16 protein-coding genes are annotated in these 12,914 nt (G+C 45.8%); 8 read left to right on the top strand and 8 right to left on the bottom strand.

Annotated features, from left to right (window positions below):
- Window positions 1-69: 69 nt before the first annotated feature.
- On the top strand, window positions 70-1,248 hold the full coding sequence (locus tag Q9M42_RS06430) for a M20 family metallopeptidase (RefSeq protein ID WP_322525687.1): 1,179 nt from the start codon (window positions 70-72) through the stop codon (window positions 1,246-1,248).
- Window positions 1,249-1,292: 44 nt separating this feature from the next.
- Here the strand turns inward: Q9M42_RS06430 and Q9M42_RS06425 are convergent, their stop codons facing one another.
- Entirely contained in the window at window positions 1,293-2,504 is a 1,212-nt protein-coding gene (locus Q9M42_RS06425; RefSeq protein WP_322525686.1) for an ABC transporter permease, read from the bottom strand.
- Window positions 2,501-3,247 carry an ABC transporter ATP-binding protein gene (locus Q9M42_RS06420; RefSeq protein WP_322525685.1) on the bottom strand — a complete coding sequence of 249 codons (747 nt, stop codon included), beginning with the start codon at window positions 3,245-3,247 and terminating at the stop codon, window positions 2,501-2,503. The genes Q9M42_RS06425 and Q9M42_RS06420 overlap by 4 nt, the downstream gene beginning before the upstream one ends.
- A gap of 176 nt (window positions 3,248-3,423) precedes the next feature.
- Between Q9M42_RS06420 and Q9M42_RS06415 the strand changes: the two genes are divergently transcribed.
- The 5 genes from Q9M42_RS06415 to Q9M42_RS06395 all read left to right on the top strand — a co-directional run bounded on the left by Q9M42_RS06415 (window position 3,424) and on the right by Q9M42_RS06395 (window position 6,843).
- The gene (locus Q9M42_RS06415) at window positions 3,424-3,852 is read left to right on the top strand and encodes an HIT family protein (protein WP_322525684.1); all 429 of its coding nucleotides are present in this window, start codon (window positions 3,424-3,426) and stop codon (window positions 3,850-3,852) included.
- A gap of 34 nt (window positions 3,853-3,886) precedes the next feature.
- On the top strand, window positions 3,887-4,972 hold the full coding sequence (gene serC / locus Q9M42_RS06410; RefSeq protein ID WP_322525683.1) for a 3-phosphoserine/phosphohydroxythreonine transaminase: 1,086 nt from the start codon (window positions 3,887-3,889) through the stop codon (window positions 4,970-4,972).
- Window positions 4,973-5,309: 337 nt separating this feature from the next.
- Window positions 5,310-5,507, top strand: coding sequence for a hypothetical protein (locus Q9M42_RS06405; protein WP_322525682.1), 198 nt, complete (start codon window positions 5,310-5,312; stop codon window positions 5,505-5,507).
- 39 nt (window positions 5,508-5,546) lie between these two features.
- Entirely contained in the window at window positions 5,547-6,110 is a 564-nt protein-coding gene (locus tag Q9M42_RS06400) for an HTH-type transcriptional regulator Hpr (RefSeq protein ID WP_322525681.1), read from the top strand.
- A 184-nt stretch (window positions 6,111-6,294) separates the two neighbouring features.
- Window positions 6,295-6,843 (top strand): DUF3267 domain-containing protein, encoded by a 549-nt coding sequence (locus Q9M42_RS06395; protein WP_322525680.1) that lies wholly within the window; start codon window positions 6,295-6,297, stop codon window positions 6,841-6,843.
- 40 nt (window positions 6,844-6,883) lie between these two features.
- Here Q9M42_RS06395 and Q9M42_RS06390 read toward each other — a convergent pair whose 3' ends face one another.
- Window positions 6,884-7,453, bottom strand: a complete 570-nt coding sequence (locus Q9M42_RS06390; protein ID WP_322525679.1) for a YpmS family protein — start codon at window positions 7,451-7,453, stop codon at window positions 6,884-6,886.
- Between the two features lie 163 nt (window positions 7,454-7,616).
- Here Q9M42_RS06390 and Q9M42_RS06385 point away from each other — a divergent pair, with 163 nt between their 5' ends.
- Together Q9M42_RS06385 and Q9M42_RS06380 are read left to right on the top strand one after the other, a co-directional pair.
- Window positions 7,617-7,802 (top strand): hypothetical protein, encoded by a 186-nt coding sequence (locus tag Q9M42_RS06385; RefSeq protein ID WP_022793771.1) that lies wholly within the window; start codon window positions 7,617-7,619, stop codon window positions 7,800-7,802.
- A gap of 119 nt (window positions 7,803-7,921) precedes the next feature.
- Window positions 7,922-8,836 (top strand): peptidylprolyl isomerase, encoded by a 915-nt coding sequence (locus tag Q9M42_RS06380; RefSeq protein ID WP_322525678.1) that lies wholly within the window; start codon window positions 7,922-7,924, stop codon window positions 8,834-8,836.
- Between the two features lie 35 nt (window positions 8,837-8,871).
- Here the strand turns inward: Q9M42_RS06380 and Q9M42_RS06375 are convergent, their stop codons facing one another.
- The 5 genes from Q9M42_RS06375 to Q9M42_RS06355 all read right to left on the bottom strand — a co-directional run bounded on the left by Q9M42_RS06375 (window position 8,872) and on the right by Q9M42_RS06355 (window position 12,824).
- Complete coding sequence (locus tag Q9M42_RS06375; RefSeq protein ID WP_322525677.1) at window positions 8,872-10,251, bottom strand: sensor histidine kinase; 1,380 nt, start codon at window positions 10,249-10,251, stop codon at window positions 8,872-8,874.
- Window positions 10,248-10,937, bottom strand: a complete 690-nt coding sequence (locus Q9M42_RS06370; protein WP_322525676.1) for a response regulator transcription factor — start codon at window positions 10,935-10,937, stop codon at window positions 10,248-10,250. Before Q9M42_RS06370 ends, Q9M42_RS06375 begins: the two co-directional genes overlap by 4 nt.
- Before the next feature lie 159 nt (window positions 10,938-11,096).
- Window positions 11,097-11,861 (bottom strand): membrane protein insertase YidC, encoded by a 765-nt coding sequence (gene yidC / locus Q9M42_RS06365; protein ID WP_322525675.1) that lies wholly within the window; start codon window positions 11,859-11,861, stop codon window positions 11,097-11,099.
- Between the two features lie 35 nt (window positions 11,862-11,896).
- Window positions 11,897-12,166, bottom strand: a complete 270-nt coding sequence (locus Q9M42_RS06360; RefSeq protein ID WP_322525674.1) for a hypothetical protein — start codon at window positions 12,164-12,166, stop codon at window positions 11,897-11,899.
- 1 nt (window position 12,167) lies between these two features.
- Window positions 12,168-12,824 (bottom strand): lytic transglycosylase domain-containing protein, encoded by a 657-nt coding sequence (locus Q9M42_RS06355; RefSeq protein WP_322525673.1) that lies wholly within the window; start codon window positions 12,822-12,824, stop codon window positions 12,168-12,170.
- Window positions 12,825-12,914 lie beyond the last annotated feature (90 nt).

The following is a 12,914-nucleotide window of genomic DNA, read 5'->3' as shown; positions in this document are numbered from 1 at the left end:
CTACTCCTGAATGGAGACACACCTATTTTCATTCTGTTCATTACGCTTCAATAAAGGATGTGAACCTTTGTGGATAATTTATTCAGCAGATTAGAAGAGCTTTACCCAGAAATGGTCGAGATTCGCAGGTATCTGCATCAGTACCCTGAGCTGTCTTTCGAGGAAGAACAGACGCCAGCCTACATAGCCGATTATCACCGGAAGCTGGGGCACGAGGTGCGTACCAATGTAGGAGGGCGCGGTGTCACCGCAGTGCTCCGTGGCGAAAAACCCGGTCCCGTTATTGCTCTCCGGGCGGATTTTGACGCCCTGCCCATCCAGGAGGACACTGGTCTTCCTTTCGCTTCAAAGACGGAAGGCGTGATGCATGCCTGCGGTCATGACGGCCATACCGCGTATCTGCTTGTCCTGGCTAAAGCCCTTCAGGAAGAAAAGCACAGCTTAAGCGGCACCATTGTTTTCATCCACCAGCACGCAGAGGAATATGCTCCCGGCGGTGCGATTGAGATGATCCAGGACGGCTGCCTTGAAGGGGTGGATGTCATCTTTGGCACGCACTTATGGGCAACGGTGCCCTACGGGACTGTGCAGTACTGCAAAGGACCGATGATGGCTGCTTCTGACCGTTTTCATATTACGATTCGCGGCAAGGGCGGACACGGTGCCCAGCCGCACCTTACCAAAGACGCCATCGTAATCGGCTCCCAGGTGGTCACCAGCCTTCAGCAGATTGTGAGCCGCCGCCTTGATCCGCTTCATTCCGGAGTCCTGTCCGTCGGCTCTTTTGAAGCTGTCAACGCCTTTAACGTGATTGCCGACAGCGCGAAGCTTACCGGCACTACCCGCTGCTTTGATGAAAACGTGCGGGACGTGTTCGAAGAAGAAATCGGAAAAATTGTCCACGGCACCTGTGAGGCCGCCGGAGCCGAAGCCGACTATGAATATTTGCGCGGCTATCCCCCGGTAGACAACCACCATAATGAAGCTCAGTTTATTGCTGAATGTGCTGAAAAAACGGAATCGGTGCAGAAGACAGAATATATGAGCCCCTCGATGGCTGGAGAGGATTATGCGCATTATCTCCAGCATGTGAAAGGAACCTATTTCTTCACAGGAGCCGGCCATCCGGACTGGGAAACGACGTATCCGCACCACCATTCGAAATTCGACATTGATGAACGAGCTATGCTCACCGCAGCCCAGGTCATCGGAAGAGCCGTTTTGGAATACCCCGACACTTCTTCATAATCACAGGCCCCCTTTCTCCTCGCGGAAAGGGGGCCTGTCGTCTTTTATACCATCTCTTTTTGCTTTCTCCGGGAAACCCACCGGGGATAGTACAGAAGAAGCAGCGCCACAAATAAAACAAGTGCTGCCGTTACTAAAAGCGACTGCCCGATCCAGGCGTGAAGCAGAACGATTCCCGCTCCCTGCACCGTTAAAAGAGCCCTCGTAAACGTAATAAATGCCTTTTCCTTCCACTTGCCAGGGACGGGATACAGATCCGGCCAGTCAATGGTGGCATAGTGGCTTTTCAGAGCCTGCAGCTGTACAGCAGTCATATAAAGAAACAATCCGCCAATCCCAAGCCGCATCCATTCCGGAGCAAAGGCGTACATAATCAATCCGCATACGACAAGCAAACGGATAAACATACCTGCGTATTCTCCTGAACGAACAAAAGCTTTTCCGTACAAATACAAATACGTATTTTCCTGCTTGTGGGAAAATTTATCCACGAGTGATGCCAGCCAGCGTCGGCGTTTAATTTTCACTTCAATATGGGGGACTTCCGCAAACGACTGAACAAACCGGTAAAACTTCGCCAGCTGATGATTCTCGGCTTCGAGAAGTACTTCCCAGCGCAGCAGCAGGGAAGCAGAACGCCTCTTTACCAGCTGCCAGTGCCCGATCAAACCAAGGAGACCAGCTCCGGCCAGAAAAATGTTCCCCCACCAGGCAGCGAGCATTAAAAGAGCCGGCCAGCCCCAGCGGACCGCTGTGGATATGTAACGATGAGTATGGTTGTGCCATTTCCATTCTTCCCATTTAATGAATGTTGTCAAAAAGGTTATTACGAGCAAAAGCAGCAGCATGCCGATATAACCAGCGCCCCCGGCGGCGGTACGCTCCTGAATAACCGGGCCGAGAACGATATACACAGCCAGTACTTCCACTCCCTGCAGAGCCGCTGAGTAGCGAATGGACTTTTTAAAAAATGGCGCCATCCGTTTTTCAAGCGGAAGCAGAAATACAAGGTCTCCGGATTGGACAAACGGCCGAATCGGTCCGCGAAGCGTTAATACAGAAAAAATCAGCCAGAGAGCAATCACCACCCACGGAGACTGCGGGAGCCAGTCCAGAAAAGCCGGGTAAAATACTGCTCCGGCAAACAGGAGAATATACAATGCAAACATAAACCCGCTGTTTCCGATTAACCGCAGGTAACGGCCGGCCTTCCCCCAGAAAGCCCCTGCCCGCTCGTTCCACCATTGCCCGGTCATGATGTAATTTCTCCTTTGGTTACTTCAATATACAAATCATCAAGGTTCGCTCCCGGCATACCCGCCTGCTCCTGTATTTCCTTCATAGTTCCCTTCAAAGCGACCCGGCCTTCATGCAGCAGTACAAAACGATTACAATAGCGTTCTGCGGTCGCCAGAATATGCGTCGACATTAAAATTCCCGCTCCGTTTTCTTTCATTTCCACCATCATATCGAGCAGTGATTTAATGGCTACCGGGTCGAGCCCAACAAACGGTTCATCGACGACGTACAGCTTCGGCTCTACCAAAAAGGCGCACATGATCATCACCTTCTGCCTCATTCCTTTGGAAAAATGATTGGGGAACCAGTTTTTCCGCCGGCTCATCTGATAGGTTTCCATCAGCTTTTCACTTCGTTCTTCCCATACGCCTTCTGGCACCCCGTAAGCCATTGCTGTCAGGCGCAAATGCTCCCAGAGCGTCATTTCTTCGTATAATATAGGCGATTCAGGAATGTATGCCAGCTGTTTCCGGTAAGCTTCCGCATCCTCATGAATGGTTTTACCATTAATATAAATTTCGCCCTCCGCCGGTTCCATCAGTCCAAGAACATGCTTGATTGTTGTGCTTTTCCCGGCGCCGTTCAAACCGATTAAGCCGACAATTTCCCCGGGGCCCACATCAAATTCCAAGTCATGGAGCACCGGCTTATGAATATTGTAACCGCCGGTAATATGATCGATAGTAAGTAATGCTGTCATACAAACGCTCCTTCAGCTAAGTAAAATATAGTCTTTTTATATTCTACACAGTTTCACTGTATTTTGTATATTTTTGCAGGGAATTCATTTCTTCTTACATTTCCATTTAACTCTAAACTGTAACTCCGTATAATAGGAGAGTAGATATACTTACGTTTAGAAAGGAGAGCAACACTATGGCACACAATGATGAATGCATTTTCTGCAAGATAGCAGCCGGGGAGATTCCTGCTTCTGTCGTCTATGAGGATGAGGACCTTTTGGCATTTATGGACCTGGGGCAGACCACGAAAGGCCACACCCTCTTAATCCCGAAGGATCATCAGGAAAATATTTATGAACTGCGTCCCGAAACTGCGGCGGCACTTTTTAAAAAAGCCCCGGAAATTGCGAACGCTATAAAAGAAGCCTTTCAACCAGCAGGCATGAACCTTCTAAACAATAATAACAGCGTGGCATCGCAATCCGTTTTTCATTATCATCTTCACTTCATTCCACGTTATACAGAAAACGATGGGTTCTCTTTTACATTTACCGATAATAATGAACAGTATACAAGCGCTGATTTAGCCGATATGGCTAAAGGGATTGCCGATCGTTTATAGATAAATAAATATGGATGGCTAAAGGAGAGATCATATGTCACGCGCATATAATTTTAACGCAGGGCCGGCCGCCCTGCCGGACGAAGTTTTGGAAAAAGCCCAGAAGGAAATGCTTGATTTCAACAATACAGGCATGAGCGTCATGGAGCTCAGCCACCGGAGTTCTGATTACGAACAAGTGCATAACCAGGCCCAGGAAAGGCTCCGGCATCTACTCGATATTCCGGATGATTATGACGTATTGCTTCTGCAGGGAGGAGCGAGTCTGCAGTTTTCAATGCTTCCGATGAACGTGCTCCGATCCGGGGAAACGGCTAACTATATTTTAACAGGCTCCTGGTCGGAAAAAGCGTTAAAAGAAGCCCAGATGATCGGACAGACCCGGGTCGGGGCTTCGGCAAAAGAGCAAAATTTCACTCATATTCCTGATGTTGACGCCCTTCAGCTCGACAGCCGGGACAAGTACGTACACATTACCACAAACAACACTATTTTCGGCACGCAGTGGCAGGAGCTTGATTATAACTGGCTTTCCCCCGTGGTCGCCGATATGTCGAGCGATATTTTAAGCCGTCCGGTCCCGGTCTCATCGTTTGGAGCGATTTACGCGGGCGCTCAAAAAAATCTCGGCCCGTCCGGCGTTACCGTCGTTATCGTCAAAAAAGACTGGGTCGACCAGGCTCCTGAACACACCCCAACCATGCTCCGCTATGACACCCATGCGGAAAAGAATTCGCTTTTTCATACCCCGCCAACATTTGCTGTTTACCTTCTGAATGAAGTGCTCGGCTGGGTGGAAGAACGCGGGGGCGTCCTTGGCATGCAGCAGCGCAACAAGGAAAAAGCCGCTCTCCTGTATGACACTATTGATGGCAGCGATGGGTTTTACCGGGGTCATGCTGAAACAGACAGCCGATCCTCCATGAACGTCACATTTAATCTTCCTACGGAAGATTTGAACAAACAGTTTTTAGCTGAAGCTAAGCAGGCCGGCTTTGTCGGATTAAACGGCCACCGCTCTGTCGGCGGATGCCGGGCTTCCATTTATAACGCTGTTTCCAAGGAGAGCTGCCAGGCTCTACAGGACTTTATGCTTACCTTTCAAAAAAATCATCAGTAGTTTTTAATCAGCGGAATTATCCGCTGATTATTTTTATAAAATAAAAATTTATAGGCGTCTTTTCGTTTGAGATACCCGAAATTGTTTGAAATTGTTTATTTTTTCACTGAATTCGCCTATACTACTATTAAAGAATAATATATTAAAAATGTATTTCAAGGAAGGAATGAGGCGGATGGATTTGAAATCTCTTTTTGCCGGTATATTCACAGGATCGTTAGCTAGCAGTTTAATTATACTTTTTACTACGCCTGCTTCCGGTCCTGCTGTACGACATTCCATTAAGCACTCGGAATGGAGTCGCCCCGGCTTGAAATCCTCGACAAAGAAATCAGCCATGGAAGACTGGCAGTATGCTGCTACAGAAGGTTTCCAGGCATTTGATGTGCTGACCAAAGAAATGAAAAAAACCTATAAACGGTACAAGCAGGAAGTTGAACCCGAGGTCGCCTCTATTCAGGAACAGGTAAAAGAAATTTCTGATTCCATTTCTCAATTAAATAAGCAAATCAAAAAAGAAACCAGGCGTTCCTAGTCACTGATGACCCAGCTTATAAGAGAGGGGGTTCTTTAATTGGACTCTTCATTTGATGCCAAGCAGTCGATACTATTCAGTCTCCGTGCTGCACAGCTGTCTAAAGCATTATGGAAATCGGTGGAAAAAGATTGGCAGGAATGGGTTAAACCCTATAATTTAAATATTAATGAATTTCAAATTCTCTGGGTCGCGCACCAGTTAGAGGGCGCTTCTGTTTCCGGGATTGCGAAGTTCGGGGTTATGCATGTATCAACAGCCTTTAATTTTTCGAAAAAGCTGGAAGACCGTGGCCTATTAAAATTTTCAAAGAAAACGAATGATAAGCGCAATACGTATATCGAACTGACAGAAGACGGCGAAAGCCTGCTTCTCTCCATCCTCGAGTCCTATGAAAAAGAAACGTTTCAGGTTTCTGAAGGAGCCCTTCCCATCAAAGAGCTGTACGGAAAGTTTCCCGAGTTTTCTGAACTTATGACCATCGTACGCTACATTTATGGAGAAGAATTTATGCATCTGTTTGAAGAGTCCCTCCAGTCGTTTGAAAATGATTTTATGGATAAAGACGGAACCCTCCTTCCAGCGGACAGATCTGCCAAATAAACCTTTTACAGACCACCTGCTATGCTCAGGCTTCCTGCATCAGCATATTGGCTTCTTTTCTCTTCTGTAGAGCGAATTGTTAGAAATTTCGTTCTATATATTTTTTTTATAACCCTATTGATTTTTTCTTCTGTTGGTATTACATTATTCAAAGTTGGGGTTTGGAGAGAGAGGAGGCCGTCGCATGAATTGCTGGAAATCAGTAAATCTACGAAAAGAAAACAACACAACAAAAATGACAATCATGTCGGTAGGATTTTCCTTTTTAACTTTTATGTTTACTTTTTTAATCTTTAGTTCGCTGCAGCCGGAAACACAGCTAAAAGGCATCGGCTTGGAAGTTCTTCTTTTAATATTGCTTATGATCTACCCCCTGCATTCTATTTTGCACGCCGTACCACTTTGGATGATTGGTATCGCCACAACCTGGAAATTCGACAGAGACCGCAGGAAGCAGCTTCCTGTGATTAAATACAGCTTCAGTAAACCAGTATCGCGAAATATGTACGTTACCGCTATGCTCAGTCCGTTTATAATTCTTGGGGCCGCAAGTATTGCAGGGGTCGTACTGATGCCCGGCTATATGCATTATTTTCTTATTATTTTTTCATTAAACAGCGGCATGGCCCTTCACGATTTTGCTTTTATCCGCCAGCTGGTAAGAGCTCCAAAACACTGTACAGTGGAACGTAAGCTTGACGGCATGGATATTGTACTGAAGCAGCCTTCTTAAGTAAAAAGAATCCCGGTGCCGGATTGGCACCGGGATTCTTTTATCTTCCTACGACAAAGACAATATCGTCTTCCTCCAGGTTGACTCTTTCCGCCCGTACAGTATACTCTTCATCTTCACTCCACTGATCAAGGCGTATTCTGATCGTTTCTTCCTCCGGATTGATCTGGACAAACTCCGGAAATTCCGACTGCTCCTGTACAACTGTCAGCACTTCGGGACCCGGCAGCGGAAGCCCTGCAATAGAGAAATCATCCTTCTGCAGTTCGACATTTCCGTTCTCCAAGGCCTCCGGCACAAAGCTCAGCTCAATATCAATTTCGCGGCCGAGAAGCTCGAGCGCAGAAATAATTTTAAACTGACCGTCTTCTACCACTAAGTCGGCTCTTTCGTTTTCCATTTCTGCTTCCAAAATATTATTCACCTGGGCAGAATTTGTTTCCCCGGTAAAGTACGGTTGAAATTCTTCCTCTTCAGAACTCTGCGGTTCTGTTTCGTTCGACCCGCTCTCCTGGTCCAGAGAGGCCCACCAGAAGACTACAGCACCGATGATAATAACGTTGATAACTAAAAGCAGAATGAATAAAATTTTCCATATGTTCCGCGCCAAGCAGATCCACTCCTTTTTTCTTGTAACAACTGCTTTTTCACTATATCATGTCAGGCAAAAACGTTATAGATATAATATCTTTTTTTCTTTACTCCTCCGGGTTCTTCCTATCTTTTTGCCCCAGGATTTGTTATGGTAGTATCGTTAGGAATGGGGGAATTTTATGTTTATTCTTTTCTTTATTGTATTCGCTGTTGCTTATCTGTTTATCATGAACTCCATGACCAATAAGTTTGTAACCCAGCGGGAAGTCCCGGATGAAAAACAGCCGAAGGTCTTCAACACTATCAACATACTTGTGACCATCCTGTTGATTTCATCGTATGTTGAACTTCTTTTGGCAGCCTGAAGCTGAGAATTTCGATCCTATTGTATAATGCAATAGGATTTTTACATTTATCGACATTTTTAATTTTTTAATATGGTATACTATTTGAGTACCATGAACATACATAGGGAGCTGGAGAAATGAAAAAATATATTTTTACAGCCGCAGGGATCAGCGGAGCCCTTCTACTTGCATCCTGCAGCAATGAAGGAAACGCAGCGGGAGACGGCGCGATTGTTGAAGTGAACGGCGAGAGTATCTCTGAGCAGGAGTTAATGGATGATTTAAAGGACAACTACGGTGAAGGTGCCTTAAACAATCTCATTCAACAAAAAGTATTAAATGATAAAGCCGAGGATCTAGGTATTTCAGATAAACAGGTAACTCAGGAATTTAAATCTATGAAAGAACAGTACGGCGTAGACGATAATGAACAATTCCTTCAGACTGTACAGGAAAATATGGGTGTCCAGTTGGAGAGCGTTAAAGCTTTCAAGGAGCAGTACGTAAAGCCGCAGATCGTGGTTGATGAGCTGAGCTCCCAGGATGTTGACGTCACCGAAAAAGAAATGAAAAATTACTACGAAGAAAATAAAGACGATCTTGTGCAGGTCGAAGCAAGCCATATTCTTGTTGAAAGTGAAAAAGAAGCAGGCGAAATAATCAAAGAACTCGAAGGCGGCGCGGATTTTGCTGAGCTTGCAAAAGAAAAGTCTATCGATACTGCTTCTGGTGAAAGCGGCGGAGAGCTTGGTTATTTTGGTAAAGGTAAAATGACAGAGGCTTTCGAAGAAGCTGCCTTTAACATGGATACGGACTCCATTTCTGAAGAACCTGTCGAAACGGAGCACGGCTTTCACGTTATCAATGTCACCGGCAAAAAAGAAAGCTATAAAGAATTAAAAGACGATATTAAAGAGACGCTTGAAGCTGAAGAGCAGCAGGACGGCCAGCAGGTGCTGAATGAACTTAGGCAGGACGCTGACATTAACGTCGAAAACGAAGATTACGAGGACTGGGTGCAGACATTCACTGAGGCAAGTGAAGAGAGCTAAGGCAGCTGACATTTTTATATAAAAAACCGGGGCGATTACGCCTCGGTTTTTTGTGTATCTATTTCGTTTTCTGCGGGGAGCGTGATCGTAAACCGAACTCCTGTATCCGTATTAGCAGCCTCTTTTGACGCTTCGTGCAGTTCAGCGATTTGGCTTACAATCGCAAGACCAAGCCCGAATTGGCCCTTATTCCCTTTTCTAAACGGCGTAAAAATGTATTCCAGTTCTTCTTCATTAATATTTTCACCGTTATTTTCGACAGTAATTTCCACCCGGCCGTCCGGATGCTTTACTGCTTTAATCCAAATACTGTCTTCTGCGTAGCGCAGCGCATTTTCCACTAAGTTTTCGAGCAGCACCCGCATATGCTCAGCGTCCGCGTACATACGTACGCTTGCCCCTTCAATATAAAAGCGGATATCGCTGCGCTGCAGACGGAAACGTTCTTCAATCGCATAAGCAAGTTTACCGAATATGATTTCTTCGTATTCAATCGCCTCTGTTTTCAACGAATCAAGCTTTGTATAATACAGCATATCCCTGACCCTTTTATCCATACGGTTTGCTTCATCGATAATGACATCCATCGTTTTTTCCATGTCTTTTTTCGGCAATATCCCGTCTTTAACAGACTGCGCGTAGGATTTAACCACCATAATTGGTGTTTTAAGCTCATGGGAAGCATGCTGGATAAATGTTTTTTGTGAATTATCATAACGGATTAAATTCTGCCGCATTCGTTCAAACTGCTCGGAAAGCTTCTGAAAGTCCTGGTCCCCTTTCCAGTTAAAGGGCTCCCGCCAATTTCTTTCAGCAATCTGCTCAAAGCGGTTACCGAGCACCCGCAGCGGCTGTCTTAGGTAGCGTTTCAGCCAGATCGCCGGCAGCAGGCTTACGACGCTTGTGATGAGCAGTATGTACACCAGACGGGTCCATAAACGGTTCACCATTGTGTCTCTATACGTATCCCACATGTAGGAAATCTGGAACGCTTCTTCTCCGTCCGACTCTACTTTTGTGATCACATAAAAAAGTGTAGCATCATTAAAAGTGAGCTCATACCTCTCCCGTTCCGCATTTTGATTGCCGGCATTTTCAAGCATTTCTTTTTCCACCTCGGCCGGCGGACGAGGCTCCCCGCTTACCGTTTCATTTTCAGTAACAAAAACGTGGCCAACCGATCGCTCTGCTTCCCGTCTTTCAATGAAATCCAGATCATCTGACTCCGGAGGCGTGAAATAATCACTCAGCGGATTAACGAGCTGTGCCTGTTCTTCTTCTATAATCCGGTACGTTTCTTCCGTCAGCGTTCCACGGATCGAAATAGGATAGACGATAATGACTGTCAGACCGACCAGAACAATAATGGCAATGAAAGAGAGCCAAATGCGCTGGGTTAAATTCACTTTCATCATGACGGCAGAACACGATATCCGTATCCGTACAGGGTCTCCAGATGAATTCTGGGCATTTTTTTACGGACTCTCCGCACAACGTCATCTACGGCCCGCTCCGAGCCAAAATAGTTTTCGCCCCACACATGTTCAATGATATCTTCCCTCGACAGGGCTTTGCCTACTTCTTCGGTTAAAAGCAGAATTAAGTCCATCTCCTTTGTCGTCAGTTCGATATGGGCATCATTATTTTCAGCATCCGTTACAGTACGTGCTTCCGGGTCGATGTAGTAATTATTTACTTCTGTCTTTTTTGATTCGGTCTGCGATTCGCCGTAAACCCTAGATAACAGTTTTTTAGCACGGATAATCAGCTCCTGGGGAAGAAATGGTTTCGCCAGGTAGTCATCGCTTCCCATTTCAAGACCGAGCACCCGGTCAAGATCCTGATCTCTCGCGGAAATAAAAATCACCGGCACTTCCCCTTTTTTTGAAGACCGAATTTCTTTTAATATCTGGTACCCATCCGTTCCAGGCAGCATAATATCTAGCACCCACAGGTGAGGGGGCTCTTCTTTAGCCTCAAGGGCATCCGTACCGTTATCGAAGACGGTCACTTCCCACCCTTCCTTCTCCATGTATGGCTTCAAAACTCCGGAAAGGTTTTCTTCATCTTCCACTAAATAAATTGTATATGCAGTCGTCATTTATCTCGTTCCTTCCTCTGAAGATACGTATTCATCTGCTATTATCGTAGCAGTATTATTACTCAGTTTCCACTTTCCTCTGTGTTAGACGGTATTTATACATCAATGTTTCTATAAAGAAAGCCGCACTGCTTACCTGCAGGCGGCTTTTCTTCGTGGTTACGTTGTAGTTTTTTCCTGCTGGCTCTGTTCCAGTTTTTCTTTGCGCTTAGTGAACACGAGGGTTTGGAAAATCATAAACACACCGCCTGTCGCCCAGTAAAGAGAAAGGGCAGACGGCAGAAAGATTCCGGCTACAATCATCATCACCGGCATCAGCATCATAATTGGTCGCATGTTTTCAGGCATATCCTTCGCCGTGATTTTTGTTTGCAAAAACATCATTAGCCCGGCGAGGATCGGGAAGATGAAAAATGGATCCGGCTCTCCAAGGTCTACCCATAAGAAGCTGTGGGCTGCGAGCTCTTCTGTCCGCTGAATGGCGAAATAAAAAGCCATTAAAATCGGCATCTGCAGCAGAATAGGCAGACAACCCATCATTGGGTTTACGCCTTCATCCCGGTACAGCTTCATCATCTCCTGCTGAAGCTTCTGTGCTTCCGCCTGGTTTTTAGAGCTGTATTTTTCCTGCAGCTCTTTCATTCTCGGCTGCAGCCGTTTCATCGCCACCGCGCTGTTCTGCTGTTTTATAAATAATGGAAGCAGCACAATACGGATGATAATCGTCACTACAATAATTGAAAGACCATAGTCCCCATTAAAAAATTGGGCGATCGTGATTAAAAGCCATGAAAACGGGTATACAAAGAAACGATTCCAAATTCCCTCACTGTCTTCTGATATAGCTTCCTGTTCGCCTCCACAACCGGCGAGCACCAGCATTAAAATACTTAGCATTGCTATTAATTTCCACTTACTATTCACTACATTCACTCCTTCTTATTTTTCATGCTTTAAATTTATGATGAAAAATAAGAAGAGTCTTCATCATCATGCCTGCTGTCTGAGCGGTCCGGGATCTTCTTTTGTACAGTAACAAAGCGAAGAGCAGCCATTTCCGGCACCCGGCTGTAATCGTCATAGCAGACATTTGCTTCCTCATGATGGAGGGAATAAGCATTCGTACTCGTAAGATGCTGGCTGACGATCCAAAGTGTTGTAATGAGCACGCTTACAAGAAGCAGCCATTCCACCCAGTTTATTTCTGCGAACGTTTCAATAAAAAACAACTTATCCCCCCTCCTCTGCTAAGCGATTTTCTTCAAGACTTACCAGTTCCACTTCTTCATCATATGTGTTGTAATAATTAAGAATATCGTCTACATACCAGTCCGCCTGGTTATATTGATATATTGCCGGCCGCACCTCACCGCCCGCTGCTCCGTTAGACGCAAGAAAGTTCGCTGCCGAGTAAACCGCATCTTCAAGAACATATGGATCGGCTGTGCCATCGCCGTCAGCGTCAACACCGTAGCCGCCGTATTCATTAATCGTTTCCGGATCGGTTAATTCCTGTTCCGGTATATCAGTACTGCCATTTCCACCGCAGCCTGGATAATTCCATCCTACAAATGTGCATGGCATAAACTGCATATGTCCTATCGCTCCAACCGGGCTTTCCAGGTTTTCCATCGTGGAAAAAACAGTTTCCACCCGATGAACCGCTGCTAATAGGGTCCACGGAATATCATAATCTTCTCCCGCCTGTTTGTAAACAGAAATATATTCTTTTGGAACTTCATTTTCCGCAAAGTCTTCCTGAGAATTGTATGTCGGTGTGCTCCCGTCCTGCACTGATGAGGCAATAAAAACAATAGCTGCTGTGAGTAGAGCTGTCACTGCTGTAATTAAGTAAACGTATCGATAACGCTTGGTCTGCGGGCGCACAGCGTCCCCTCCTGTTAACATAACTAGTGGCTAAAGACGAATACCGCCATATTTATTGTAGCACGTTTCAGCCAGAATCTATAACGAGAA

It is taken from the genome of Marinococcus luteus (assembly GCF_034497705.1).
GTDB classification, from domain to species: Bacteria; Bacillota; Bacilli; order Bacillales; family Marinococcaceae; genus Marinococcus; species Marinococcus luteus_A.
This window is presented reverse-complemented; position numbering and strand designations above follow the sequence as displayed.

Bases quoted from the DNA above. Each gene is read 5' to 3' on its own strand.
- Q9M42_RS06425 (WP_322525686.1), bottom strand. From the start codon at position 2,504: ATGACCGGGCAATGGTGGAACGAGCGGGCAGGGGCTTTCTGGGGGAAG.
- Q9M42_RS06420 (WP_322525685.1), bottom strand. From the start codon at position 3,247: ATGACAGCATTACTTACTATCGATCATATTACCGGCGGTTACAATATT.
- Q9M42_RS06415 (WP_322525684.1), top strand. From the start codon at position 3,424: ATGGCACACAATGATGAATGCATTTTCTGCAAGATAGCAGCCGGGGAG.
- serC (WP_322525683.1), top strand. From the start codon at position 3,887: ATGTCACGCGCATATAATTTTAACGCAGGGCCGGCCGCCCTGCCGGAC.
- Q9M42_RS06405 (WP_322525682.1), top strand. From the start codon at position 5,310: ATGGAAGACTGGCAGTATGCTGCTACAGAAGGTTTCCAGGCATTTGAT.
- Q9M42_RS06395 (WP_322525680.1), top strand. From the start codon at position 6,295: ATGAATTGCTGGAAATCAGTAAATCTACGAAAAGAAAACAACACAACA.
- Q9M42_RS06385 (WP_022793771.1), top strand. From the start codon at position 7,617: ATGTTTATTCTTTTCTTTATTGTATTCGCTGTTGCTTATCTGTTTATC.
- Q9M42_RS06380 (WP_322525678.1), top strand. From the start codon at position 7,922: ATGAAAAAATATATTTTTACAGCCGCAGGGATCAGCGGAGCCCTTCTA.
- Q9M42_RS06375 (WP_322525677.1), bottom strand. From the start codon at position 10,251: ATGATGAAAGTGAATTTAACCCAGCGCATTTGGCTCTCTTTCATTGCC.
- Q9M42_RS06370 (WP_322525676.1), bottom strand. From the start codon at position 10,937: ATGACGACTGCATATACAATTTATTTAGTGGAAGATGAAGAAAACCTT.